This window comes from Nocardioides humi (assembly GCF_006494775.1).
Taxonomy (GTDB): domain Bacteria; phylum Actinomycetota; class Actinomycetes; order Propionibacteriales; family Nocardioidaceae; genus Nocardioides; species Nocardioides humi.
Map to the genome: position 1 here is coordinate 1,574,115 of NZ_CP041146.1, position 22,208 is coordinate 1,596,322.

26 protein-coding genes are annotated in these 22,208 nt (G+C 72.9%); 11 read left to right on the forward strand and 15 right to left on the reverse strand.

Annotated elements, in window-relative coordinates:
* Positions 1-5 precede the first annotated feature (5 nt).
* The gene (locus FIV44_RS07745; protein WP_141003940.1) at positions 6-647 is read right to left on the reverse strand and encodes an NADPH-dependent F420 reductase; all 642 of its coding nucleotides are present in this window, start codon (positions 645-647) and stop codon (positions 6-8) included.
* 4 nt (positions 648-651) lie between these two features.
* Positions 652-1,596, reverse strand: coding sequence for a tRNA (adenosine(37)-N6)-dimethylallyltransferase MiaA (gene miaA, locus FIV44_RS07750; protein ID WP_141003941.1), 945 nt, complete (start codon positions 1,594-1,596; stop codon positions 652-654).
* A 123-nt stretch (positions 1,597-1,719) separates the two neighbouring features.
* Between miaA and FIV44_RS07755 the strand changes: the two genes are divergently transcribed.
* The 4 genes from FIV44_RS07755 (at position 1,720) to FIV44_RS07770 (ending at position 3,058) form a co-directional block, all read left to right on the forward strand.
* Positions 1,720-1,953 carry an antitoxin gene (locus tag FIV44_RS07755; protein WP_141003942.1) on the forward strand — a complete coding sequence of 78 codons (234 nt, stop codon included), beginning with the start codon at positions 1,720-1,722 and terminating at the stop codon, positions 1,951-1,953.
* Between the two features lie 68 nt (positions 1,954-2,021).
* Positions 2,022-2,225, forward strand: a complete 204-nt coding sequence (locus FIV44_RS07760) for an antitoxin (protein WP_141003943.1) — start codon at positions 2,022-2,024, stop codon at positions 2,223-2,225.
* Between the two features lie 31 nt (positions 2,226-2,256).
* The gene (locus FIV44_RS07765) at positions 2,257-2,745 is read left to right on the forward strand and encodes an NUDIX domain-containing protein (RefSeq protein ID WP_246086867.1); all 489 of its coding nucleotides are present in this window, start codon (positions 2,257-2,259) and stop codon (positions 2,743-2,745) included.
* A 61-nt stretch (positions 2,746-2,806) separates the two neighbouring features.
* Positions 2,807-3,058 (forward strand): hypothetical protein, encoded by a 252-nt coding sequence (locus FIV44_RS07770; RefSeq protein WP_141003944.1) that lies wholly within the window; start codon positions 2,807-2,809, stop codon positions 3,056-3,058.
* A 185-nt stretch (positions 3,059-3,243) separates the two neighbouring features.
* Here the strand turns inward: FIV44_RS07770 and miaB are convergent, their stop codons facing one another.
* Positions 3,244-4,761: a tRNA (N6-isopentenyl adenosine(37)-C2)-methylthiotransferase MiaB gene (gene miaB, locus FIV44_RS07775; protein WP_141003945.1), complete on the reverse strand. Its 1,518-nt coding sequence runs from the start codon at positions 4,759-4,761 to the stop codon at positions 3,244-3,246.
* A gap of 74 nt (positions 4,762-4,835) precedes the next feature.
* The gene (locus FIV44_RS07780) at positions 4,836-5,087 is read right to left on the reverse strand and encodes a VOC family protein (RefSeq protein ID WP_141003946.1); all 252 of its coding nucleotides are present in this window, start codon (positions 5,085-5,087) and stop codon (positions 4,836-4,838) included.
* 41 nt (positions 5,088-5,128) lie between these two features.
* Here FIV44_RS07780 and FIV44_RS07785 point away from each other — a divergent pair, with 41 nt between their 5' ends.
* The 5 genes from FIV44_RS07785 to FIV44_RS07805 all read left to right on the forward strand — a co-directional run bounded on the left by FIV44_RS07785 (position 5,129) and on the right by FIV44_RS07805 (position 8,940).
* Positions 5,129-5,527, forward strand: coding sequence for a hypothetical protein (locus FIV44_RS07785; RefSeq protein WP_141003947.1), 399 nt, complete (start codon positions 5,129-5,131; stop codon positions 5,525-5,527).
* 91 nt (positions 5,528-5,618) lie between these two features.
* Entirely contained in the window at positions 5,619-6,404 is a 786-nt protein-coding gene (locus tag FIV44_RS07790) for an amino acid ABC transporter ATP-binding protein (protein WP_141003948.1), read from the forward strand.
* A 14-nt stretch (positions 6,405-6,418) separates the two neighbouring features.
* On the forward strand, positions 6,419-7,303 hold the full coding sequence (locus FIV44_RS07795; RefSeq protein ID WP_141003949.1) for a glutamate ABC transporter substrate-binding protein: 885 nt from the start codon (positions 6,419-6,421) through the stop codon (positions 7,301-7,303).
* A gap of 105 nt (positions 7,304-7,408) precedes the next feature.
* Positions 7,409-8,062 carry an amino acid ABC transporter permease gene (locus FIV44_RS07800; RefSeq protein WP_141003950.1) on the forward strand — a complete coding sequence of 218 codons (654 nt, stop codon included), beginning with the start codon at positions 7,409-7,411 and terminating at the stop codon, positions 8,060-8,062.
* On the forward strand, positions 8,062-8,940 hold the full coding sequence (locus FIV44_RS07805) for an amino acid ABC transporter permease (protein WP_141003951.1): 879 nt from the start codon (positions 8,062-8,064) through the stop codon (positions 8,938-8,940). Before FIV44_RS07800 ends, FIV44_RS07805 begins: the two co-directional genes overlap by 1 nt.
* A 4-nt stretch (positions 8,941-8,944) precedes the next feature.
* Here FIV44_RS07805 and FIV44_RS07810 read toward each other — a convergent pair whose 3' ends face one another.
* Together FIV44_RS07810 and FIV44_RS07815 are read right to left on the reverse strand one after the other, a co-directional pair.
* Positions 8,945-9,421: a hotdog fold domain-containing protein gene (locus tag FIV44_RS07810; RefSeq protein WP_141003952.1), complete on the reverse strand. Its 477-nt coding sequence runs from the start codon at positions 9,419-9,421 to the stop codon at positions 8,945-8,947.
* Positions 9,422-9,454: 33 nt separating this feature from the next.
* Complete coding sequence (locus tag FIV44_RS07815; protein WP_181411039.1) at positions 9,455-10,951, reverse strand: sigma-70 family RNA polymerase sigma factor; 1,497 nt, start codon at positions 10,949-10,951, stop codon at positions 9,455-9,457.
* Positions 10,952-11,162: 211 nt separating this feature from the next.
* On the opposite strand from FIV44_RS07815, the gene FIV44_RS07820 reads away from it, so the two are divergent.
* On the forward strand, positions 11,163-12,008 hold the full coding sequence (locus FIV44_RS07820; RefSeq protein ID WP_141003954.1) for a hypothetical protein: 846 nt from the start codon (positions 11,163-11,165) through the stop codon (positions 12,006-12,008).
* Between the two features lie 206 nt (positions 12,009-12,214).
* On the opposite strand, the gene FIV44_RS07825 is transcribed toward FIV44_RS07820, so the two are convergent.
* Together FIV44_RS07825 and FIV44_RS07830 are read right to left on the reverse strand one after the other, a co-directional pair.
* Entirely contained in the window at positions 12,215-13,012 is a 798-nt protein-coding gene (locus FIV44_RS07825) for a methyltransferase domain-containing protein (RefSeq protein WP_141003955.1), read from the reverse strand.
* Entirely contained in the window at positions 13,009-13,914 is a 906-nt protein-coding gene (locus tag FIV44_RS07830; RefSeq protein WP_141003956.1) for an alpha/beta fold hydrolase, read from the reverse strand. The genes FIV44_RS07825 and FIV44_RS07830 overlap by 4 nt, the downstream gene beginning before the upstream one ends.
* Positions 13,915-13,979: 65 nt before the next feature.
* Here FIV44_RS07830 and FIV44_RS07835 point away from each other — a divergent pair, with 65 nt between their 5' ends.
* On the forward strand, positions 13,980-14,468 hold the full coding sequence (locus FIV44_RS07835) for a MarR family winged helix-turn-helix transcriptional regulator (RefSeq protein ID WP_141003957.1): 489 nt from the start codon (positions 13,980-13,982) through the stop codon (positions 14,466-14,468).
* 26 nt (positions 14,469-14,494) lie between these two features.
* Here the strand turns inward: FIV44_RS07835 and FIV44_RS07840 are convergent, their stop codons facing one another.
* From FIV44_RS07840 to rsmI, 7 genes are all read right to left on the reverse strand, one after another.
* Positions 14,495-16,327: an ABC-F family ATP-binding cassette domain-containing protein gene (locus FIV44_RS07840; protein ID WP_141003958.1), complete on the reverse strand. Its 1,833-nt coding sequence runs from the start codon at positions 16,325-16,327 to the stop codon at positions 14,495-14,497.
* Positions 16,320-17,213: a 4-(cytidine 5'-diphospho)-2-C-methyl-D-erythritol kinase gene (locus tag FIV44_RS07845; RefSeq protein WP_141003959.1), complete on the reverse strand. Its 894-nt coding sequence runs from the start codon at positions 17,211-17,213 to the stop codon at positions 16,320-16,322. Before FIV44_RS07845 ends, FIV44_RS07840 begins: the two co-directional genes overlap by 8 nt.
* The gene (gene rsmA / locus FIV44_RS07850; RefSeq protein ID WP_181411040.1) at positions 17,210-18,085 is read right to left on the reverse strand and encodes a 16S rRNA (adenine(1518)-N(6)/adenine(1519)-N(6))-dimethyltransferase RsmA; all 876 of its coding nucleotides are present in this window, start codon (positions 18,083-18,085) and stop codon (positions 17,210-17,212) included. The genes FIV44_RS07845 and rsmA overlap by 4 nt, the downstream gene beginning before the upstream one ends.
* Before the next feature lie 181 nt (positions 18,086-18,266).
* Entirely contained in the window at positions 18,267-19,424 is a 1,158-nt protein-coding gene (locus FIV44_RS33065) for a resuscitation-promoting factor (protein ID WP_281285810.1), read from the reverse strand.
* 217 nt (positions 19,425-19,641) lie between these two features.
* Entirely contained in the window at positions 19,642-20,496 is an 855-nt protein-coding gene (locus tag FIV44_RS07860) for a TatD family hydrolase (protein ID WP_141003961.1), read from the reverse strand.
* The gene (locus FIV44_RS07865; RefSeq protein ID WP_141003962.1) at positions 20,493-21,347 is read right to left on the reverse strand and encodes an alpha/beta fold hydrolase; all 855 of its coding nucleotides are present in this window, start codon (positions 21,345-21,347) and stop codon (positions 20,493-20,495) included. The genes FIV44_RS07860 and FIV44_RS07865 overlap by 4 nt, the downstream gene beginning before the upstream one ends.
* Complete coding sequence (rsmI, locus tag FIV44_RS07870; RefSeq protein WP_141003963.1) at positions 21,340-22,188, reverse strand: 16S rRNA (cytidine(1402)-2'-O)-methyltransferase; 849 nt, start codon at positions 22,186-22,188, stop codon at positions 21,340-21,342. The genes FIV44_RS07865 and rsmI overlap by 8 nt, the downstream gene beginning before the upstream one ends.
* Positions 22,189-22,208: the final 20 nt, after the last annotated feature.

Here is a 22,208-nt window from a genome sequence, read left to right on the forward strand (position 1 = left end):
CCGCCTCAGGGAAGGCGGTTGGCGATCGCGAGGTTGGCGCGCAGCTCCTCGGCGTCCTGGGCCACGACATAGGCCGGGCGGTCGCGCTCGACCCGCCAGGACTCGCTCAGCGGGCCGATGTTGACGGTGTCGAAGCCGAGCTCGTCGTAGAGACGGGTGACGAGCTCGACCGCGTCGTCGTGGTCGCTCGCCGTCGCCAGCGCCCGGCGGCCCGGGGTGCCGGCGGGCGCGCCGTCGGTGACGATCTGGGTCGCGACGATGTGGTTGAACGCCTTGGCGACCTTCGACGTGGGCAGGTGGCGCTGCACCAGCTCGGAGGTCGTCGTCTCGCCCTGGTCGAGCGCCTCGATGTGCCCGTCGCGCTCGAAGTAGTAGTTGTTCGTGTCGAGCACGATCTTGCCCGCGAGCGGCTCGACGGGGATCTTGTCGAGGGCGTGCAACGGCACCGTCACGACCACGACGTCGCCGGCCCGCCCCGCCTCCTCCGCGGTCGCCGCCCGGGCCCGGGGGCCGAGCTCGGCGACGAGGTCGCCGAGCGTCTCCGGCCCGCGAGAGTTGGCGATCACCACGTCGTAGCCTGCGGCGATCGCCGCCCGGGCCACGTTGCTTCCGATGTTCCCCGCGCCGATGATTCCCAGAGTGGTCACAGGATCACCAACGCCCCGTTCCGGCAGGTATTCCCCGGACCACGGCGAGCGCCTTCGCGACCCGGTCCGGGTCGTCGTACGCCAGCCAGGTGATGCGCGGGTCGTTGCGCCACCACGCCAGCTGCCGGCGGGCGAACTGCCGGGTCGCGATGACCGTCCGCTCGATCGCCTCGTCGGGCGTCAGCTCGCCGGCCAGGACCGCCCTCGCCTGGCGGTAGCCGATGGCCAGGGCGGCGGTGCGGCCCTCCGCGAGGCCCTCGCCGAGGAGGCGCTCGACCTCGGCGAGGAGGCCGTCGTCGAACATCTGCCGCACCCGCGCCTCGATCCGGCGCTCCAGGACGGCCCGGTCGACGGTGACGCCGAGCTGCACGGTGCGCGGGTCGGCGTACTCCTGGACGGGGAGGCTCGCGCTGAACGGCCGGCCGGTGATCTCGATGACCTCCAGGGCGCGTACGACGCGGCGGCCGTTCTCGATCTCGATCCGCTCGGCGGACTCCGGGTCCAGCGACCGCAGGCGCGCGTGGAGCGCCGGACTGCCGGCCTCGGCGAGCTCGGCCTCCAGCCGGGCGCGGACCGCCGGATCGGTGCCGGGGAACTCGAACCGGTCGAGGATGGCGCGGGTGTAGAGCGCCGAGCCGCCGACGAGGAGCGGCGTCGCGCCGCGCCCGCGGATGTCGGCGATCGCGGCCCGCGCCCAGCCCTGGAACTCCGCCACCGTGGCCGGGTCGCGGACCCCGAGCGTGTCGAGCAGGTGGTGCGGGATCCCGCGGCGCTCGGCGGGCGGCAGCTTCGCCGTACCGATGTCCATGCCGCGGTAGACCTGCATCGCGTCGGTGTTGACGATCTCGCCCCCCAGCGCCTCGGCGAGGTCGAGGGAGAGCGCCGTCTTGCCACTGGCCGTCGGCCCGACGATCGCCACGATCGCAGGCGTGGTGGGCGGGCTGGGCATGGGTCCTCGTGTCCTGTCCGGTTGAAGCGCCGACGATGGCGGCGAGTCAGCCGGACAGGACACTACTCTGGCAAGCACCGACACCCAGCGGCCCACTCGGGCCGGGACCGCGAGGAGCAGACCATGGGATTCCTGGACAGGCTGAAGGGCGCCAAGGACACCGTCACCGACAAGGTGGGCGAGGCCGTCGACAAGCACGGCGACAAGATCGAGTCCGGGCTCGACAAGGCCGCCGGCTTCGTCGACGACAAGACGGGCGGCAAGTACCACGACAAGATCGAGGGCGCGACCGGCAAGGCCAAGGACGCCCTCGGCAAGCTGGAGAGCGACCAGCCCGGCGACGACACCCCCGCGTAGCCTCGATCCTCTAGGGTGTGCCCGGTGGCTCAAGGCGGGTCACCGCACGCACACCGTTGGGGGTTCTCGTGGGCTTTCTCGATGACGCCAAGGACAAGTTGACCGACGCGGTCGACAAGCAGGGCGACAAGATCGGCGACGCGGTGGACAAGGCCGCCGGCTTCGCCTCGGACAAGACCGGCGGCAAGTTCGACGACAAGATCGAGCTGGGCGCCGAGAAGGCGAAGGACGCCCTCGACTCGCTCGACGGCAAGAACGACGACATCAGCTGACCGGCGCCCGCCGGCAGAAGCGAGCACCTCGGTGACCGTCCTGGACCCCGCGACCGGCGCCAGCCGGTTCGTGGTCGTCCCCGCCTCGTACGTCTTCCTCCTGCGGGAGGCGCCGGACGGCACGGGCACCGAGGTGCTCCTCCAGCTGCGCCGGCACACCGGCTACATGGACGGCCACTGGGCCGCCGCCGCGGCCGGGCACGTCGAGCGCGGCGAGACCGCGGAGGCCGCGGCCCGGCGGGAGGCGCTGGAGGAGATCGCGGTCGCCGATCTCGACCTGGTCTTCGCCACCGCGATGCAGCGCACCGCCCACGACCTGCCGATCGACGAGCGCATCGACTTCTTCTTCACCGCCCGGTCCTGGTCCGGCGAACCGCGGATCGTGGAGCCGGCCAAGTGCGCGGACCTGCGCTGGTTCCCGCTGTCCGCCCTGCCCACACCCGTGGTCCCGCACGAGGCCGTCGTCCTCGCGGGGCTGCGCTCCGGCGCGCTGCCCACGCTGACCCACCACGGGTTCTGAGACTGGAACCGGCACGACCGGTTACCGCTCGTCCAGGTGCTCCCGCTTCGAGAGGAGAGAGATGGACGAGAAGCTGCCTCCCGCACCCGAGCCGGTCGCCGAGCCCCCGGACCCGCCCCCCGGCGGACCGCACCGGATCGAGGGGGTCGGCGGCGACGGCGCCTACAGCACCGAGTCGCGAGACCCCCGGCCCCAGGACAACCCGGCGACCGACGAGGAGCTCCCGGCCGAGACGGTCACGCCCGAGGACACCGACACCGAGGCGACCAAGGGCAACCCGGAGGTCCCTCCCGAACGGGAGTCGCCGGCCTGAGACAGCTTGGATTCACCGATGGGCCGCGTCGCGAGCGTCACCAGGCGGGTGCGATGGCAAGGCAGCGGCGCGACGGCGGTCTGGTTGCACCATCGAGCGTCGCTGACGCCGCCAGCGCGCCCGGATGGTGACGCGCAGCAGCGGGAAATCGGTGAATCCAAGCTGAGCGCCGCCGTCGGCAGCGGTCAGCCGCAGACGGGCGCGTCCGGCAGCGGAGCGGGGACGCCGATCGACGGCATGCCCAGCCCGACGCTCGCGCTCGCGGCGGCCGGGGCCGCGGTACGACGCTCCCACGCGTCACCGGAGCGGGTACGACGCAGCGCGCGCACCGGCCCGTCGGCGACCAGGTGGTGGGGGGCGGCGTAGGTGACCTCGACGGTGACCATGTCGCCGGGCCGCGGCTCGCCGTCGACCTGGGAGAAGTCGGCCTCGAAGTGGACCAGCCGGTTGTCGGGCGCGCGGCCCGACAGGCGGCGGGTGGCGGCGTCCTTGCGGCCCTCGCCCTCGGCGACCATCAGCTCCAGCTCGCGGCCGACGAGCCGCTTGTTCTCGGCCCAGGTGATCTCGTTGACCAGCTCGACGAGCCGGTTGTAGCGGTCGGTGACCTCCGCCTGGGGCACCTGGTCGGGCAGGGTCGCGGCCGGCGTACCGGGACGCTTGGAGTACTGGAACGTGAACGCCCCGGAGAAGCGGGCCTCCCGCACGACCTCGAGGGTCTGCTGGAAGTCCTCCTCGGTCTCGCCGGGGAAACCGACGATGATGTCGGTCGTGATCGCCGCGTCGGGCAGGGCCGCGCGGACCCGCTCGATGATCCCGAGGAACCGCTCGCGCCGGTAGGACCGCCGCATGTCCTTGAGGACCTTCGAGGAGCCGGACTGCAGCGGCATGTGCAGGCTCGGCATCACGTTGGGCGTCTCGGCCATGGCCTCGATGACGTCGTCGGTGAACTCGGCCGGGTGGGGGCTGGTGAACCGGACCCGCTCCAGGCCCTCGATCTCGCCGCAGGCCCGCAGCAGCTTGGAGAACGCCTGCCGGTCGCCGAACTCCACGCCGTACGCGTTGACGTTCTGGCCCAGCAGCGTGATCTCCGAGACGCCCTCGGCGACCAGCGCCTCGATCTCGGCGAGGATCTCGCCGGGCCGCCGGTCCTTCTCCTTGCCGCGCAGGCTCGGCACGATGCAGAACGTGCAGGTGTTGTTGCAGCCCACGCTCACCGACACCCACGCGGCGTACGCCGACTCCCGCTTGGTCGGCAGCGTCGACGGGAAGACCTCGAGGGACTCCAGGATCTCGACCTGCGCCTCCTCCTGGCTGCGCGCCCGGTCGAGCAGTGCCGGCAGCGACCCGATGTTGTGGGTGCCGAACACGACGTCCACCCACGGCGCCCGCTTCACGACGGTCTCGCGGTCCTTCTGCGCCATGCAGCCGCCGACGGCGATCTGCATGCCCGGCCGCTTGGCCTTGATCGGCGCGAGGTGGCCGAGGTTGCCGTAGAGACGGTTGTCGGCGTTCTCCCGGACCGCGCAGGTGTTGAACACCACGATGTCGGCGCAGTCGGCCCGCCCGCCCTCGGCGTCCTTGTCGAACGGGAGGTAGCCGGCGTCCTCGAGGAGCCCCGAGAGGCGCTCGGAGTCGTGGACGTTCATCTGGCAGCCGTAGGTGCGGACCTCGTAGGTCCTCGGCTGCTGCTGCGTGCTGGTCATGACCGCTCAAGGGTACGAGCGGGGAGGTTCATCGCGGAAACCAGTGGAGCGCGCAGGCGTGGCCCCGTGAGACGTCACGGGTCGACGCGGAGCCGTGGGGTGTCGTAGAAGGAGGGAGAGCCGTCCGGGCCGCTGACCACGCCGACGAACGGGCCCGCCTGCGGCGGTGTGACGATCCGGACCAGGGTGCCGTCGGGATCGGCGAGCTCCGCGACGAGCCGCAGGCCGAGGACCCGCGCGTACCAGCGGACGCTGACCTGGAGGTCACCAACCGGAAGCTTGATCTGGCGGATGCCCGTCAACACGGCGCCACGCTCTCCGAGCACCGATCGAGCGTAGACGACATGCCCGCTCCTAGAGTGGAGCCATGCCTGAGACCGCACCGTCCCCCGGCTTCGTCGCCCGCAACAACGAGGTGATCGGCAGCGTCCTGAGCATCATCGCCCTGCTCGCCTCGGTCGGGATGGGCGCGGGCCTGATGTTCGGCACGGGCACCCGCGGCGTCTCGGCGATCCTCACGGTGCTCACCGTCGCCGGCGGTGCGTTCACGCTGCTGCTCCTCGGGCTCGGCGCGATGCTGCGGAGCGCGACCCCGCCCGAGCAGTGGGATCGCGAGGAGACGAGCTGGCGCGCGGAGCGTGGGCTCGACCCGCTCACGGACGCCGACCGGGCGACCTCGGCGAGGGCTCGGCGCAGGGCCGCCCTGCTCGCCGTACTCGCGCTGCTGGTGGGCCTGGCGCTCAGCGTCCTCCCCGACATCCTCTGACCCGGGTGCCGGCGCCGGCGGCATCACAAGTTGGTCTCGGCGGCACGTCGACCTAGCCGGGAGGGGCTCCTCGGGGATAGCGTCCACGCGTATGACCGTCACCGACGACGCTCCGGCCGACAAGAGCGCCCAGCGCTCCGGCGAGCCCCTGGTCGAGCTCTCCGACGTGCAGAAGTGGTACGGCGGGCTCCACGTCCTGCAGGACATCAACCTCTCGGTGGCGCGCGGCGAGGTCGTCGTGGTGATCGGGCCGTCCGGGTCCGGGAAGTCCACGCTGTGCCGCACGATCAACCGCCTGGAGCCGATCGACTCCGGCCAGATCCTCGTCGACGGCGAGCCGCTCCCCCAGGAGGGCAAGGCGCTCGCCCGGCACCGCGCCGACGTCGGCATGGTGTTCCAGAGCTTCAACCTGTTCGCGCACAAGACGATCCTGGAGAACGTCACGCTGGGACCGATCAAGGTGCGCAGGAAGGCGAAGGCCGAGGCCGAGACCCGCGCCCGCGAGCTCCTCGACCGGGTCGGCGTCGGCCACCAGGCGGACAAGTACCCCGCCCAGCTGTCCGGCGGCCAGCAGCAGCGCGTCGCCATCGCCCGGGCACTGGCGATGGAGCCGAAGGTGATGCTCTTCGACGAGCCGACCTCGGCGCTGGACCCGGAGATGATCAAGGAGGTGCTCGACGTCATGGTCGATCTCGCGGAGCGCGGGATGACCATGGTCGTCGTGACCCACGAGATGGGCTTCGCCCGCACCGCCGCCAACCGCGTCGTGTTCATGGCCGACGGCCGGATCATCGAGACCGCCGAGCCCGAGACGTTCTTCACCAGCCCCCAGAGCGACCGTGCCAAGGATTTCCTCGGAAAGATCCTCAAACACTGAGAAGGAGAAGACGCATGCGATTGACCAGACTGAAGGTTGCCGCGGCAGCCGTTCTCGTCGCCTCCACCCTCGCCGCATGCGGTGACGCCGGCAGCGACGACGACGGCGGCATCGACGTCGACGTCCGCGACGACGCCACCTCGCAGTTCGACGAGGGCACGCGCATGCGCGAGCTCGCCGACGCCGGCACGATCAAGATCGGCGTGAAGTTCGACCAGCCCGGCATCGGGTTCAAGGGCGCGACCGACGACCGGCCCGCCGGCTTCGACCCCGAGATCGGCAAGATCCTGGCCGCCGACCTGGGCATCGACGCCGACAAGATCGAGTGGGTCGAGACCATCTCCGCCAACCGGGAGTCCTTCCTCCAGCAGGGCGAGGTCGACCTGGTCATCGCGTCGTACTCCATCACCGACGACCGGCGCAAGGTCGTCGGGCAGGCCGGCCCCTACTACGTCACCGGCCAGCAGCTCCTGGTGAAGTCGGACAGCACGATCGAGAGCCTCGCCGACGTCAAGGGCACCGAGGTCTGCTCGGTGACGGGCTCGACGTCCCTGGACAACATCGAGGCCGAGGGCGCCACGCCGCGCGGCTTCGACACCTACTCCGAGTGCGTCGACCAGGTCCTCAACGGCACCGTCGACGCGATGACGACCGACGGCGCGATCCTGCTCGGGTACGCCGCGGAGCACCCGGACGACCTGAAGGTCGTCGTCGACCCGTTCTCCGAGGAGCGGTACGGCGTGGGCTACTCGCTCGACCACCCGGAGATGTGCCAGTGGATCACCGACACCCTCAAGGCCGCGCAGGACGACGGCAAGTGGGGCGAGGCCTTCGAGGTCACGCTGGGCAAGTCCGGCGTCGACACCCCGGAGCCGCCGGAGATGGACGCCTGCTCCTGACCCGCTGACCGAGCCGGCCCGGCACCCCGCGTGCCGGGCCGGTGGTCGGTGGAGCGGGCCCGCCGACCGAGGCGACCGACGTAGACCGAGAGGAGGGGATCGTTCGTGGACGACGTGTTCTCCCACTTCGACCTGGTGCTGAAGGCGTTCTGGCTGACCATCCAGCTGGCGGTGCTCTCCGGCCTGACCGCGATGGTGCTCGGCACCGCGCTGGCCGCGATGCGGGTGGGACCGATCGCGGTGCTCCGCGGGGTCGCGTCGACGTACGTCACCCTGGTGCGCAACACACCGCTCCTGGTCATCTGCATCTTCGTGTTCTTCGCCGCGCCCAACCTGGGCGTGCTCACCGGGACGCCCTTCCTCGTCAAGGGCGTGGTCGCGGTCGGTCTCTACACCGCGGCCTTCGTCGCCGAGGCGCTCCGCTCGGGCGTGAACGCCGTCGACCTCGGGCAGGCCGAGGCGGCTCGGGCGGTCGGCATGACCTTCGGCCAGAACATGCGCCACGTGGTGCTGCCCCAGGCCTTCCGCGCCTCCGTGCCGCCACTGGCGAGCACCCTGATCGCGATGACCAAGAACACCTCGGTGGTCGCGGTCTTCGGCCTGATGGAGGCCACCGCCCGGATGCGCTACTTCGTCAACCGCAACGCCGACGACACGATCGCGATCTTCATCGTGTTCGCCATCGGCTACATCATCCTCGTCGAGCTGATCTCGCTCGCGGCCGTCGGCCTCGAGCGGCGCTGGAAGGCGGCCCGCTGATGACCGGCTCCGTCCTCTTCGACAGCCCCGGGCCCCGGACGGTGCTGCGGCACCGCCTCTACACCGTCCTCACCGGTCTCGCCGTCCTCGCCGCGGTCGTCGGCCTGGTGCTCTTCCTCGACTCGAAGGGAGAGCTGGCCTACGGCAAGTGGGAGCAGTTCGTCACCCCGAAGTACATCCGGGCGCTGCTGGTCGACGGCCTGCTGAAGACGCTGCAGATGGCGTTCACGTCGGTCATCTTCGCGGTGATCTTCGGCGTCGTGTTCGGCGTCGGCAAGCTGTCGGACCACCGGCCCGTGCGGTGGCTCTGCACGCTGGTCGTGGAGTTCTTCCGCGCCGTGCCCGTGCTGCTGCTGATGATCTTCGTCTTCTTCAGCTGGGGCGTCGGCGACGGCTTCGGCGCCTACTGGTCCGTGGTCATCGCCCTGACGCTCTACAACGGCTCGGTGCTCGCGGAGGTGTTCCGCGCCGGCGTCCTGGCGGTGCCGAAGGGGCAGGCCGAGGCGGCGTACGCCATCGGGATGCGCAAGACCCAGGTGATGACGCTGGTGCTGCTGCCCCAGGCGGTGAAGATCATGCTGCCGGCGATCATCAGCCAGTGCGTGGTGGCCTTGAAGGACACCAGCCTCGGCTACTACATCACCGCGCCCGGCCTGACCTACATCGGCAAGGCGATGTGGACCGAGTTCAGCGGCACCCACCTGCAGACCGCGATCGTGCTGGCGTTCCTCTACATCGCGGTCAACCTCGTGCTGACGGTCGTCGCGACCTGGCTCCAGAAGAGGTTCGTCGGCGAGCGCAAGCAGCTCGACGTCGGCATGACCGCGCTCACCGTCACCGGCGAGATGCGGCAGGGCGGCGCCGGGCAGATCCTCTGACCGGCTACCGCTTGCTGGTCACCCACAGGTCGATGGTGCCCTGGATGACGACGGTGCCGTCGGCCAGCTCGCCGCGGACCCGCACCGGCAGGTCGCCCTCGGCGGTGTCCCACTGCTCCTGGTCGGTCTCGGCGATGCAGGTCACGTCGCCGGTCGCCTTGGCGGTGTAGGACACGGTCATCCCCTTGGGGATCCACCGCTTGTCACCGGGGATGGTCACCTCCGCGAGTCCGCCCATCGCCATCTCGAGGCCGTTGCAGAGCGCGATGGCGTGCACCGTGCCGATGTGGTTCTGCACGCTGCGGCGCTTCGGGAGGACGACCTCGGCGTAGTTGGGGCGCAGCTCGGTCACCCGCGGGTGGATCGTGGCGAAGTACGGCGCCTTCTGGCTGAACGCGATCGAGAACACGCGCTTGCCGAGGGTGCTGCCGACGACGGGGAGGCTCGTCGTGGTCTTCCAGAGGCTGTGGACCTGGGTCATGGACCTCAGATTACTCGCGAGTAACCTCCGGCGCTAACGGCGGGTGACCACCATCACGCCGTCCGGGCCGATCGTGATCGTGATCGGTGGCCAGGTCAGGTTGATCTCGATCGTCGCGCCGGGCTCGGTGTCACTGGGAAGGGTGACCTTGAGGGGACCGACGCAGATCAGGCGATCGCCGCAGAGGATCGGGGTCGGCGTCGCCGGCGGTGGGTCGGTCGGCGGCGTGAGGGGCGGCGTGACGGGCGGTGCGGTCGGGTCGTCCGCCGGCGGCGTCGACGCCGGCGGGGCGGGCGAACCGGCAGACGGGTCCGCGGGCGTGGCCGGCGGATCGTCCGGCGTCTTCGCAGGCGCCGGCGATCGCGGCTTCGACGGTGACGAGCCCTGCCCGTCCTGCGGTGACGCACTCGCCGTGGTGGGATCGGCCGGCACCGGATCGGCCGGATCTGCCGGGTCGGCCTGGCGGGCCGGGGCGGGATCCGCCGGGTCGGCGGGCGCAGCTGCGCCGGCCTCGGCGACCGGCCGCGAGGAGGCGGCCGGCGCGCGCTCGGGCTCGTCGCCGCCGAACGCCGCGAAGGCCCCGGCAGCGACCGCCGCCACGGCGACGACCGCGGCCACCGCGACGGCCGGCCCGGGCGCGCCGCCCGAGGCGGCGCCGCCGGACGCACCGCTCGAGGCACCACCCGACGTACCGGCCGAGGCGCCGGCCGTCGCGCCGCCCGCGGCCGCGCCGCCGGCGAGCCACGCCAGTCCCTTGCCGCCGGCGGGCAGGGCCAGGAGGACGATCGGGAGGACGTGGACGGCCAGCTTCTGGTTGACCCGGTCGACGACGAGGAACGCCTGGCGGCAGCCGGCGCAGTCGTCGAGATGGGCGCCGAACCGCTGCTCGGCGCGGGCGCCGAGGTCGCCGCGGGCGTACTGGCTCATCCGGGTGTGCACCCAGCGGCACTGGTCGCGGGCCGGCTCGGGGCCGGCGTGCAGGTCGAGGTAGGCGCGCTTGAGGCCCTCCCGGGCGCGGTGCGCCAGCGAGGAGACCGCGCGCGGCTTGAGGTCCATCAGGGTCGCGACCTCGGCGGGCTTGCGGCCCTCGACCTCGACGTGCCACAGGACCTTCTGCCAGCTCTCCGGGAGGCTCGCGAGCGCGTCGGAGGCCACGGTCTCGTCGAGCCCCTCGACGGCCTCCTCCGGCGTGACCTCGGCGCTCTCCGCCTGCTCGAAGAGCCACGGCTGGTCCGAGGCCACCGCCTCGCGGCGGCTGCGCAGGCCGTCGCGGTAGCCGTTGCGGATCGTGACGTGGAGATAGGACCGGAAGCTCGACGTGGGGCCGCCGCCGGAGCGCAGCTGGCCGAGGACCCGGGCGAAGGACTCCGCGACCAGCTCGTCGGCCGCCTCGGAGCCGACGAGGATCCGGGCGAGGTGCCGGGCACCGTCGAGATGCTCGCGGTAGAGCTCCTCGAAGGCCTCGGCGTCGCCGGCGCGCGCTCGGACGAGGAGCTCCTCCTCCGGCGTGCGGGCCGCGTCGTCGCCCATCCGATCCCCCGTGTTCGTTCCCGTGTTGCTGCGCTGACGTCGTGCCGCAGAGCATTCCACGGCGTACTTCCAACGATCGAACCCCTCCGATGATGCACGTATTCGGAAAACTTTCGAACTCGTCCCCGAAATCGCGTGATGTTCCGGTCCCTCCTCCGTCCGGTTCGGTGACTGCCCGCCCGGGCCGTCGGCCGGCACTGGACGGAGAGAGATGAGTACGACGCGCTCGGTCACCTCGTGCATCGCGCCTCCCGTCGTCGAGCTGCGCCCGCGGTCGCTCGCCCGCCGCACCGCGACGCTCCGGGAGAGCGTGCACGTGCGGCGCGCTGCCGACGTACCGCACGAGGAGCTGTTCCTCGCGGTGGTCGACGGCGCCCTCGGCCGCACCCGGCGGGTGCGCCCCGAGGACCTGGGCGTCTGGGCCCGGCTGGTGGCGCTCCTCGAGGAGCACGCCGACCTGTCGCACACGCTGCCCGCCTGCGCCGCGTCGGCGAACCTGCTCGGTCTCGCCCTGTTCGGCGACATCGAGGACCATGCCGCGCTGGGCGGCCTCGCCGACGAGCTCGGCCACGAACGGCTCGCGCGGCTGCAGCACCGCTACGGCACCGCGCTCGAGACGGACTCACGGCTGCCGCTGACCACCGCCGCGCTGCGCCGGATGCTCGTCCCGGGGCTCGAGGTGCGGCTCGCCGCCCACCCGCGGACAGCGCGGCGCAGCGAGGCGATCGACCACGCCTGCCTGCGGGCGGCGCACGCGCTGCTCGTGCAGGGCGTCGACCGGGCCTGGACCGTCCCGACCCTCGACTCCGTCGAGGAGCTCGCCGACATCGCCGCCCACGGCACGATCGCGGAGTGGCGGCACCACGTCGCGATGGTGATCGCCGACCCGTGGTCGCCGTACACGACGCGGATCGTCGAGCTCGCCCGGCTGAGTGGGAAGAGGCACGTCGCCATCGTGATCGCGACGATCATCGACCTGTGCCGCGAGCAGGCGCTCGCGGTCGACCACCGCACCCGGCGACGGTCGCGGTACCCGAGCGGCCGGGCCGCCCCCTGAGCAGCCGGGGCGACTGCAGCGCCGATCCGATCCGGCTGGGGGGCGGGGTGGAGCGGCCAGGGTCCGAAGCATCTGGGGGGTGCTGCCGGATCCGTCGTCCGGGGCCGACGGCCCAGGACCTGCAGTCGCTCCGGCGACACACCACCACCACGGGTGGGAGCACCAGCCGCCGGGGTCCACGGGAGGGGCCCCGGCGGCGCCCCTTTTCAGGCGCGGTCCTCGCCGGGGGTGCGAGCGACCACGAAGACGCGGCGGAAGGGCAGCACGACGCCGTGCCCGTCGTCGGGGTACGCCGCGCGCAGCCGGGCCTTGAGCTCCTCCTCGAACCGCGGGCGGAGGTCGTCGGGCAGCGCCTGCAGGGTCGGGCGGGCGCCGGTGCCCGAGACCCAGGCGAAGACCGGGTCCGGGCCGTGCAGCACGTGGAGGTAGGTCGTCTCCCAGGCGTCGACCTCGCAGCCGAGCGCCTGGAGGGCCCGCAGGTAGGTCGCGGCGTCGCGGGATCGCGGCGCGGCGACGCCGGCCGTGTGGGCGGCGTACGGCGCCTCGGCGGCGAGCTCCGCCCGGAGCGTGTGACTGGGCTCGTCGTGGTTGCCCGGCACCTGGAAGGCCAGCCGGCCGCCGGGGGCGACCGCCCGCACGAGCGCGGGGAGCAGGTCGAGGTGCTCGGGCAGCCACTGCAGCGTCGCGTTGGACACGAGGACGTCGACACCGCCCGCCGGAGCGGCGCGCAGCCAGTCGCGCAGGTCGGCCCTGTGGAAAGCCACGTGTGCCGCGGCCGAACTGTCGGAGGCGGCGCGGATCATGGCGTCACTGGAATCGACACCGGTGACCGCCGCACCCGGCCAGCGGTCAGCGAGGAGGGAGGTGAGATTGCCAGGTCCACAACCGAGGTCGACCACCACGCGTGGATCGGCGGCGGCGACCCGGCCGACGAGGTCGAGGAACGGGCGGCCACGCTCGTCCGCGTAGGCCAGGTAGCGGTCGGGGTCCCAGGCGAGGGTCATGGCTGTGCTCCTTCACGGAAGTGGTCGAGGATGCGGGCGTTGACCACGTCCGGGCGCTCGAGCTGGAGGAAGTGCCCGGCGCCGTCGACGACGGCCACGCGACTGCCGGCCGGCAGGCGGTCGCCGATCCGTCCGGCCCAGCGCACGTCGAGGCAGCCGTCGTCGGCGCCGTGCAGGTAGAGCAGCGGCACCCGGAGCTCGCGGGTCCAGTCACGCGCCAGCGACCGGTACCGCTCCGGGAGCTGCCGGATCCGCGGCTGGGCGCGGTAGTAGCCGATCGCGGCGGCCTTGTGCGCGTCGTCGGGTACGGCGGCGGCGAGGTGGGCGAGGTCGTCCGTCGCGTCGTAGCCCGGGGACCAACGACGCCACAGGTGGGCGACCAGGGCGTCGAAGCGCTGCTCGGGCAGGCGGGGCAGCTGGTTGAACAGCGTGTACCAGCTCAGGCCGGCCTGACGGGGCAGGATGCGCAGCCAGTGCCGGAGGTCGTCACGGCGCGGGCTCATCACGGAGAAGGGAGGTACGGACAGCGACACGATCGCTCCGAACGGGGCGGCCGGCGAGGCCGCGACGCCGTTGGCGGTGATCGCGCCCCAGTCGTGCCCGACGAGCACGGCCCGGTGGTCGCCGCCGTACGCGCGGTGGAGGCCGAGCACGTCGTGCATCAGCGCGGGGACGTGGTAGCTGCCGTCGTCGGGGATGCCGCTGGGCGCGTAGCCCCGGGTGAACGGCGCGACGACGCGGTAGCCCGCGCCGGCGAGCGCCGGGCCGAGGTGCCGCCACGTGTGCGCGGTGTCGGGGAACCCGTGCACGAGCACGGCCAGCGGCCGGTCCCGGTCGTCGACGTCACCCCAGATGAGGCTGGTCAGGGCGACCGGGCCGAGGTCGGCGGTGCGCTGGTTCACGGGGCGACCCTATGCCGAGCCTATCTTGATATCAAGATTCTCGACTCGTCGGATAAGGTGGCGCCATGCGGGACGAGGTGGACGAGCTGATCGAGGCGTGGGCGCGTGAGCGCGGCGACCTCGACCTCGGTCCCGTGTCGGTGTTCAGCCGGATCTCCCGGCTGGCGCACCACGTCGACCGGGCCCGCCGGCAGGCGTTCACCACCCACGGCATCGAGTCGTGGGAGTTCGACGTGCTGGCGGCGCTGCGCCGGGCCGGCGAGCCGTACGAGCTCTCCCCCGGCCGGCTGCTGCGCGAGACGCTGGTGACCAGCGGGACGATGACCAACCGGGTCGACCGGCTCACCGTCCGCGGCCTGGTCGAGCGGCACCCCGACCCCTCGGACCGCCGGGGCGTGCTCGTCCGGCTCACGCCGGAGGGCAAGGACGCCGTCGACGGCGCGTTCGCCGCGCTGCTGGACGCCGAGCGCGAGCTGCTGACCGGACTGTCGGAGTCGGACCAGACCGAGCTGGCCGGCCTGCTCCGCCGGCTGCTGGTGCCGTTCGCGGGCTGACGCGCCGGGACGGGCCAGGACGCGGCCTACTCCAGGAGCTCGGCGGCCTCGAGCCACTCCAGCTCGGCGGTCTCCCTCTCCTCCTGCAGCGCGGTCAGCTCGGCGCCGATCGCGGTGAGCCGCTCCGGGTCGGTCGCGTGCGCCGCGAGGTCGGCGGTCAGCTCGGCCTCGCGACCCGCCAGTCGCTCGAGGACCTTGTCGAGCCGGGCGACGGTCTTGCGCGCCGCCCGCTCCTCCGCCGACCCGGCCCTCGCCTTGGGGGTCGCGGTCACGTGCTCGAACTGCTCGATTGAACGGTTTGAGGGAGGATCCGGCGTCTGTTCCTGCTCGATCCGTTCAATTGCGCGGTTCGCGTCAGCCAGCGCACCGGCCCGGCGCTCGAGGTACTCCTCGACCCCGCGCGGGAGCATCGAGATCCGGCCGTCGCCGAGCAGCGCCCAGACGGAGTCGGTGACCCGCTCGAGGAAGTACCGGTCGTGGGAGACGACGACGAGGGTGCCGGGCCAGCCGTCGAGGAAGTCCTCGAGGACGTTGAGGGTCTCGATGTCGAGGTCGTTGGTCGGCTCGTCGAGGAGCAGCACGTTGGGCTCGGTCAGCAGCAGCCGGAGCAGCTGGAAGCGTCGCCGCTCGCCGCCGGACAGGTCGCCGATCCGAGCGGTGAGCCGGTCGCCGGTGAACCCGAACCGCTCGAGCATGGAGGTCGCGGTGATCTCGCCGTCGGCGGTGCGGGTGACCCGGCGGATGCCCTCGACGGTGGCGAGCACCCGGGCGTCGGGGTCGTCGACCTCGACGTCCTGGGTGAGGTGCTGGAGCGCGACGGTCCGGCCGTGCCTGACCCGGCCGGCCGAGGGCGCCGCCTCGCCGGACAGCAGTGACAGGACGGAGGTCTTGCCGGCGCCGTTGACGCCGACCAGGCCGAGCCGGTCGCCGGGCCCGAGGCGCCAGGTGGCGTGCGAGAGCAGCTGGCGGGTCCCGCGGGCGAAGTCGACGTCCTCGACGTCGATGACGTCCTTGCCGAGCCGCTGGGTCGCGAACCGCTGCAGCTCGAGCCGGTCGCGTGGCGGGGGCACGTCCTCGATGAGGGCGTTGGCGGCGTCGATGCGGAACTTCGGCTTGGAGGTGCGGGCGGGGGCGCCGCGGCGCAGCCAGGCGAGCTCCTTGCGGACCAGGTTCTGCCGCCGCTGTTCGGAGGCGGCGGCCTGGCGCTGGCGCTCGGCCTTGGCGAGCACGAAGGCGGCGTACCCGCCCTCGTAGGTGTCGACGGCGCCGTCGTGGACCTCCCAGGTCTGCTGGCACACGGCGTCGAGGAACCACCGATCGTGGGTCACCACGACCAGCGCGGAGGGGCGCGCGGCGAGGTGGGCGGCGAGCCAGGCGACCGCCTCGACGTCGAGATGGTTGGTGGGCTCGTCGAGCACGACCAGGTCGTGGTCGCCCAGCAGCAGGCCGGCCAGCGCGCACCGGCGCCGCTCGCCGCCGGAGAGGCCGTGGACGGCGCGGTCCAGGTCGACCCCGGCGAGCAGCACCTCCACGATCTCGCGCAGCCGGGCGTCCGCGGCCCACTCGTGGTCGGCCATGCCCTGCAGCACGACCTCGCGGACGGTGTGGCTGTCGTCGAAGTCGTCGTGCTGGGCGAGCACGCCGAGCAGCAGGCCGCGCTGACGCGAGACCCGTCCCTCGTCAGGCTCCTCGGCACCGGTCATCAGCCGCAGCAGCGTGGTCTTGCCGTCGCCGTTGCGGCCGACGATGCCGATCCGCTCCCCCTCGCCCACGCCGAGCGAGACGTCCGTGAGGAGCGGGCGGACGCCGTACGACTTCGAGACCCGCTCCAGGCTCAGGAGCGAACGCGGCTCAGGCATAGGTCACCACATGGGCACCGGCGACGGGGCCGGGCGCGAGCGTGCAGCGGTGCCCCTCGGCGGTCAGGTCCGCGACGGTCGCGCGGGCCTCCTCGACGTCCTCGTGGAGGACGAGCAGGGTGGGGCCGGACCCGGAGAGGAGGACGCCGTCGGGCGCCCGGCTGCGCAGCTGCACCTCGATGTCGACCAGGTCGGGGCGCAGGTCGCGGGCGGCCGGCCAGAGGTCGTTGGCGAGCAGGTCGCCGATCTCGTCGGTGTAGCCGTGGCCGAGCGCCTCGATCAGGGCGTCGGGTGTCGGCGGCTCGGCGGGGGCGTCGGGTGCGAGCTCGTCGAAGTGGCCGTAGACCGCCGGCGTGGAGAGGCCCTCGTCGGAGAGGACGACGACCCACCACACGGAGCTGTTGTCCTCGACGGGGGTGACGATCTCGCCGTGGCCGGTGCCGAGCGCGGTGCCGCCGAGCAGGGCGAAGGGCACGTCGCTGCCGAGGGTGCCGGCGATCCGCAGCAGGTCGTCGTCGGGGGTCTGCAGGTCCCAGAGCCGGTCCAGTGCGAGCAGCGTGGCGGCGGCGTCGGCGGACCCGCCGGCCATCCCGCCCATCACGGGGATGCCCTTGGCGATGGTGATCCGGGCCGCCCGGTCGAGCCCGTGGTGGGCGGTGATCGCCCGGCCGGCCCGGATCGCGATGTTCGCCTCGTCGAGGGGTACGCCGTCGATCGGCTCGGTCAGCCCGACGGACCAGTCGGCGGCCTCGACCACGGTGACGTCGTCATACAGGCCGACCGCCTGGTAGACGGTCGCGAGGGCGTGCTTGCCGTCCGGCCGCAGCCCGCCGACTCCGAGATGGAGGTTGATCTTCGCGGGGGCCCGCACCGTCACCTGGGTCATGCGCTCTCCGGGGTCATCTCGTGGAGGGCGATCGCGATCGCCACGAAGTCGTCGATCCCGAGCGTCTCGCCGCGCGTCAGCGGGTCGATGCCCACCGCCCGCAGCGCCGCTTCCGCCTGCTCCGCCCCGCCGGCCAGCGTGCGCAGCGCGCCCCGGAGCGCCTTGCGCCGCTGGGCGAACGCCGCGTCGATGACGGCGAACACCTCCTCGCGCGCGATCCGGTCCGTGGGCGGCTCGCGCCGGGTCCAGGCGACCAGCCCGGAGTCGACGTTGGGGGCCGGCCAGAACACGTTGCGCCCGATCGCCCCCGCCCGTCGTACGTCGGCGAACCAGGCCGCCTTCGCCGACGGGACGCCGTACGTCTTCGATCCCGGGGGTGCGGCCAGGCGGTCGGCGACCTCCGCCTGCACCATCACCAGGCCGTGCTCGAGCGAGGGCAGCAGCGCCATCAGGTGCAGCAGCACCGGGACGGAGACGTTGTAGGGCAGGTTCGCGACCAGCGCCTGCGGCGGCGGCCCGGGCAGCTCGGTCACGCTCATCGCGTCGGCGAGCACGACCCGGAGCCGGCCCGCCTGAGCGGGCGCGAAGGCCTCGATCGTCGCGGGCAGCTCGCCGGCCAGCAGCGGGTCGACCTCGATCGCCGTCACCTCGGCTCCGGTCTCGAGCAGCGCCAGGGTCAGCGACCCCAGTCCCGGCCCGACCTCGACGACGACCTCCCCCGCCGTCACGCCCGACTCGCGCACGATCCGCCGGACCGTGTTGGCGTCGATGACGAAGTTCTGCCCCCGCTGCTTGGTGGGACGCAGGCCCAGCCGCGCCGCCAGCTCCCGAACCTCCGCCGGGCCTAGATGAGTGACCCCACGATCTCGCACGCCGAGCACCACTCAGCATCCGGGCCGGCGGCGTTGCCGACGCTCGACGTGCGCCCAGCATGCCTTCGCGCCGGCGCCTTGCCGGACCGGCGCCGAGCGGCGCTCAACGAGCGATCTCGCGGAGTCACTCATCGAGCAGCCGCGGCGCGGAGGATTCAGGCATGGGGCCCAGGCTATCGGGCTACCGCGGGAGGCCGAGCTTGGCCGCGCAGCCGGGCCACGCGCCGTAGCCGCCGGAGCGGTCGCGGAGGCGGGTGGCGACGGCGATCTGGGTCTCGCGGGAGGCCTGGTGGGGGTAGCCGGTGCCGCCGTTGGCGCGCCAGGTGCCGAGGTTGAACTGGAGGCCGCCGTAGTAGCCGTTGCCGGTGTTGATGTGCCAGTTGCCGCCGGACTCGCACTGGGCGAGGCGGTCCCAGACGGTGTTCCCGGACTCCACGACCGGCTTGGTGCCGACCTTGACCACCTTGGCGGTGGGCTCACGGGTCACCGTCGCGGTGAGGACGACGCGCTTGACGACCTTGCCGTTGCGGATGGTCACCCGGTAGGTCACGTCGCGAGCGCCGTCGGCGCCGTCGGTGACGACCTTGCTCTGGCCCTGGTACATCGACCCGTCGGAGACCTTCTCCACCGGTGCGGGCACGGCCTCGCCGGTCACGCTGCGCTCGTCCTTCTCGATGTCGGTGAAGACGATCCGGTCGCCCGCGGCGACCTCGGTGCCGCGCTTCGGCCGCACCTTGTCGTGCTCGTCGAGCTCGACGCCGACCTCGGCCAGCGCGTCCTCGACGGTGAGCGCCGGCACCTCGCGGGTGACCGGCTTCGCGCCGGCCAGGACGAAGGTGAGCTCCTTGGGCGTCACGACCTCGATCTCCGCGCCGCCGCGGTCGATGTCGGCGCCGCGGCTGGTGGAGAGCCGGGCGTCGGCGTACGCCGTGTCAGAACCCATGCCGATCGCTGCGCCGATTTCTCGGAGCGCGCTCGCGACGTCGGTCGCGGTCACCCAGTGGGTGCTGGTCTCGCCGTCGACGGTGAGCTCGACGGGACGGCTGAACCGGACGGCGATCCGGTCGCCCGCGCGGACCTGCTCGTCCAGGCCCGGCTGGACGATGTCGCGGTCACCGACCTCGATGCCCTCGTCGCGCAGCACGTCGCCGACGGTGTCGCCCATCGTGGAGACGGTGCGCTCCTCGCCGTCGACCGAGAGCCGGACCTCGGTGCTCATCGAGGAGTAGCCCCAGGTGACCGCGGAGACCGCCACCAGCACGGCGGCCACCGTGACGGTGAGGGCCTTGCGGCTGTGGGCGAGCTTGAGGAGGAGGGCCTTGAGGTGCGCAGGTCGCACAGTGCTCCGAACGTCGTGCTCTCCGGGCCTCGGGCGACCGGCCCGCCGAGGCGAGCCGGCCGGAGAACCGCTCCCCGATCCCGGCCGTCAGCCATCCACGAGAGCAGGGCGCACCCGCCGATGGCAACTCGGCGAGGCCTCTCACCACAGCACGGCGTGACCCGACTCACGCCATCGGCGCCTCAGGAGTCACTCCTGTCACAGGTCGCGGAAGGTCCTACCAAGAGCCGCCGAAGGCCGCCTCGGTGTTGGCGTCGATGGCGGCGCACAGCTCCCCGAGGTCCTCGCCCCGCTCGGCGGCCATCGCGCGCACCGTCAGCGGGACGAGGTACGACGCGTTGGCGCGGCCGCGGTACGGCGCCGGTGTGAGGTACGGCGCGTCCGTCTCCACCAGCAGCCGGTCGCGCGGCACGATCCGCAGCGCCTCGCGCAGCGGCGCGGCGTTCTTGAACGTGACGGTGCCGGCGAAGGACAGATGGGCGCCGCGGTCCAGGCAGGCGCGCGCGAAGTCCGCGTCGCCGGAGAAGCAGTGCATCACCCAGCGGTCCGGCGCGCCCTCGCTGTCGATGACCTCGAGCACCTCGTCGTGGGTGTCCCGATCGTGGATGACCAGCGTCCTGCCGAGCCGCTTGGCGATGTCGACATGGCGGCGGAAGGACTCCACCTGGACGGCGCGCCCCTCCTCGCCGGTGCGGAAGGCGTCGAGGCCGGTCTCCCCCACCGCGCGCACCCGGTCGTGGGCGCCGGCGAGCCGCTCGATCTCGTCCCAGGCGGCCTCCAGCGCCGCCCGGCCGCCCTCGGCGAGGATCCGCGGCGCCTCGTTGGGGTGCAGCGCGACGCCGGCCACCAGCGCGTCGTGCTCGGTCGCCGCGGCGACCGCCCACCGGGCGCCGGGCAGGTCGCAGCCGATCTGCACGATCCGGGGTACGCCGACGGCGGCCGCCGCCGCGATCGCCTCGCCGGCGTCCCACGGCTCGGTGCCGCGTCCGGCCCGGCTGATGTCGAGGTGGCAGTGGTTGTCGACGACCGGGTGCGGCAGCGGCTCGGGCGCGGGCGGGCGCTCGTCGCTCACGCCGCCCCCGGGCCGACGCTGCGGACCCGGTCGAGGATCGCGTCGGCGAGCGCGTCGGGCGCCTGGGTCGGGATCCAGTGGGAGACGCCGTTGAGCTCGACGAAGCGGTACGGCGCGTCGACGTACCGGACCGTGTGCTCGACGCCCCAGCGGCCGAGCGCGATGTCGTGGTCGCTCCACACCATCGTGGTGGGGACGGTGACCCGGCCACGGCTCAGCCGCGGGTCGCCGAACGGCATGGCGCGGTACCAGTTCAGCGCGGTGGTCAGCGCGCCGTCGTCGACGATCCGGGCGCGGAACCGGTCGACGTCCTCGGCGGTCATCCCCGCGGCGCGCAGCTGCCTGTCGAGGAAGCCGCCGCGGCTGCGGCCGAGCCGCTCGGGGAGGAACGGGACCTGGAAGGCGAGCATGTACCAGGACTTGAGGCCCTGGGTGGAGCGCACCATCGAGGCGAGGAACGCCTGCGGGTGCGGCACCGACACCGCGGTCAGGCTGGCCACGAGCTCGGGGTGGTGGATCGCGAGCAGCCACGACGGGATCGCGCCCCAGTCGTGGCCGACGACGTGCACCCGGCCGCCGGCCGCCTCGGCGAGCGCGCGGGCGTCGCCCAGCAGCTCGCTCATCTGGTAGTCGCGGCGCCGCCGGGGCCGCGCGCGCGGCGAGTAGCCGCGCTGGTCCATCGCCAGCGTCCGGCAGCCGGCCTCGTGCAGCAGCGGCGCCACCAGCCGCCAGCAGTCGGCCCGCTCGGGGAAGCCGTGGAGCAGGACGACCACGTCGCCGTCGATCGGCCCCTCGTCGTACACGTCGAGGACGAGGCCGCCGCGGGTGACGCTCGAGATCCGGTCAGTCATGGATGTGCACCACCTGGTAGACGTCGCGTTTGGGGAGTCCAGCCTGCCCGGCCACCACGGCGATCGCATCCTTGCTTCGCATGCCGGACTCCACGAGCCCGGCCACCGCCGCCCGCAGGCTGTCGGGGTCGGTCGCCATCCCGGCGCCGGGCGTCGCGCCCGCGACGACGATCGTCACCTCGCCGCGTACGCCGTCGGCGGCCCAGTCGACGAGGGCGGCCAGCGCGTCGCGGCGTACCTCCTCGTGGGTCTTGGTCAGCTCGCGGCACACCACGGCGGCACGGTCGGCGCCGAACGCGTCGCGCATCGCCTCCAGCGCGGCCGCGATGCGGTGCGGCGCCTCGAAGAAGACCAGGGTGCGCTGCTCGGTCGCGAGGTCCGCGAGCCGGCGCGCCCGCTCACCCGCCTTGCGCGGCAGGAAGCCCTCGAAGCAGAACCGGTCCACGGGCAGGCCGGACACCGCGAGCGCGGTGAGGACCGCGGAGGGGCCGGGCACGGCGGTGACCCGGATGCCGGCCTCGACGGCGGCAGCCACCAGCCGGTAGCCGGGGTCGGACACGCTCGGCATGCCCGCATCGGTCACCAGCACGACTCGCTCGCCCCCGACCAGGGCCTCCACGAGGGCCGGCGTGCGCGCGGCCTCGTTGCCCTCGAAGTACGACACGACGCGCCCGCTCAGCTCGATCCCCAGATCGGTCACCAGGCGCCGCAGCCGTCGCGTGTCCTCGGCGGCGACCACGTCGGCGGCCGCCAGCTCCTCGGCCAGCCGGGGCGGGGCGTCGCCGACCTGACCGATCGGCGTGCCCGCCAGCACCAGGACTCCACTCACGGGACCGATCATCGCAGGCGGGGCCGCCACGT

What these genes read in the sequence shown, in the direction of transcription:
- miaA (WP_141003941.1), bottom strand. Translation starts at nt 1,596, where the DNA reads ATGCCCAGCCCGCCCACCACGCCTGCGATCGTGGCGATCGTCGGGCCG.
- FIV44_RS07755 (WP_141003942.1), top strand. Translation starts at nt 1,720, where the DNA reads ATGGGATTCCTGGACAGGCTGAAGGGCGCCAAGGACACCGTCACCGAC.
- FIV44_RS07770 (WP_141003944.1), top strand. Translation starts at nt 2,807, where the DNA reads ATGGACGAGAAGCTGCCTCCCGCACCCGAGCCGGTCGCCGAGCCCCCG.
- miaB (WP_141003945.1), bottom strand. Translation starts at nt 4,761, where the DNA reads ATGACCAGCACGCAGCAGCAGCCGAGGACCTACGAGGTCCGCACCTAC.
- FIV44_RS07785 (WP_141003947.1), top strand. Translation starts at nt 5,129, where the DNA reads ATGCCTGAGACCGCACCGTCCCCCGGCTTCGTCGCCCGCAACAACGAG.
- FIV44_RS07790 (WP_141003948.1), top strand. Translation starts at nt 5,619, where the DNA reads ATGACCGTCACCGACGACGCTCCGGCCGACAAGAGCGCCCAGCGCTCC.
- FIV44_RS07795 (WP_141003949.1), top strand. Translation starts at nt 6,419, where the DNA reads ATGCGATTGACCAGACTGAAGGTTGCCGCGGCAGCCGTTCTCGTCGCC.
- FIV44_RS07805 (WP_141003951.1), top strand. Translation starts at nt 8,062, where the DNA reads ATGACCGGCTCCGTCCTCTTCGACAGCCCCGGGCCCCGGACGGTGCTG.
- FIV44_RS07810 (WP_141003952.1), bottom strand. Translation starts at nt 9,421, where the DNA reads ATGACCCAGGTCCACAGCCTCTGGAAGACCACGACGAGCCTCCCCGTC.
- FIV44_RS07815 (WP_181411039.1), bottom strand. Translation starts at nt 10,951, where the DNA reads ATGGGCGACGACGCGGCCCGCACGCCGGAGGAGGAGCTCCTCGTCCGA.
- FIV44_RS07820 (WP_141003954.1), top strand. Translation starts at nt 11,163, where the DNA reads ATGAGTACGACGCGCTCGGTCACCTCGTGCATCGCGCCTCCCGTCGTC.
- FIV44_RS07825 (WP_141003955.1), bottom strand. Translation starts at nt 13,012, where the DNA reads ATGACCCTCGCCTGGGACCCCGACCGCTACCTGGCCTACGCGGACGAG.
- FIV44_RS07835 (WP_141003957.1), top strand. Translation starts at nt 13,980, where the DNA reads ATGCGGGACGAGGTGGACGAGCTGATCGAGGCGTGGGCGCGTGAGCGC.
- FIV44_RS07840 (WP_141003958.1), bottom strand. Translation starts at nt 16,327, where the DNA reads ATGCCTGAGCCGCGTTCGCTCCTGAGCCTGGAGCGGGTCTCGAAGTCG.
- FIV44_RS07845 (WP_141003959.1), bottom strand. Translation starts at nt 17,213, where the DNA reads ATGACCCAGGTGACGGTGCGGGCCCCCGCGAAGATCAACCTCCATCTC.
- FIV44_RS07865 (WP_141003962.1), bottom strand. Translation starts at nt 21,347, where the DNA reads ATGACTGACCGGATCTCGAGCGTCACCCGCGGCGGCCTCGTCCTCGAC.
- rsmI (WP_141003963.1), bottom strand. Translation starts at nt 22,188, where the DNA reads ATGATCGGTCCCGTGAGTGGAGTCCTGGTGCTGGCGGGCACGCCGATC.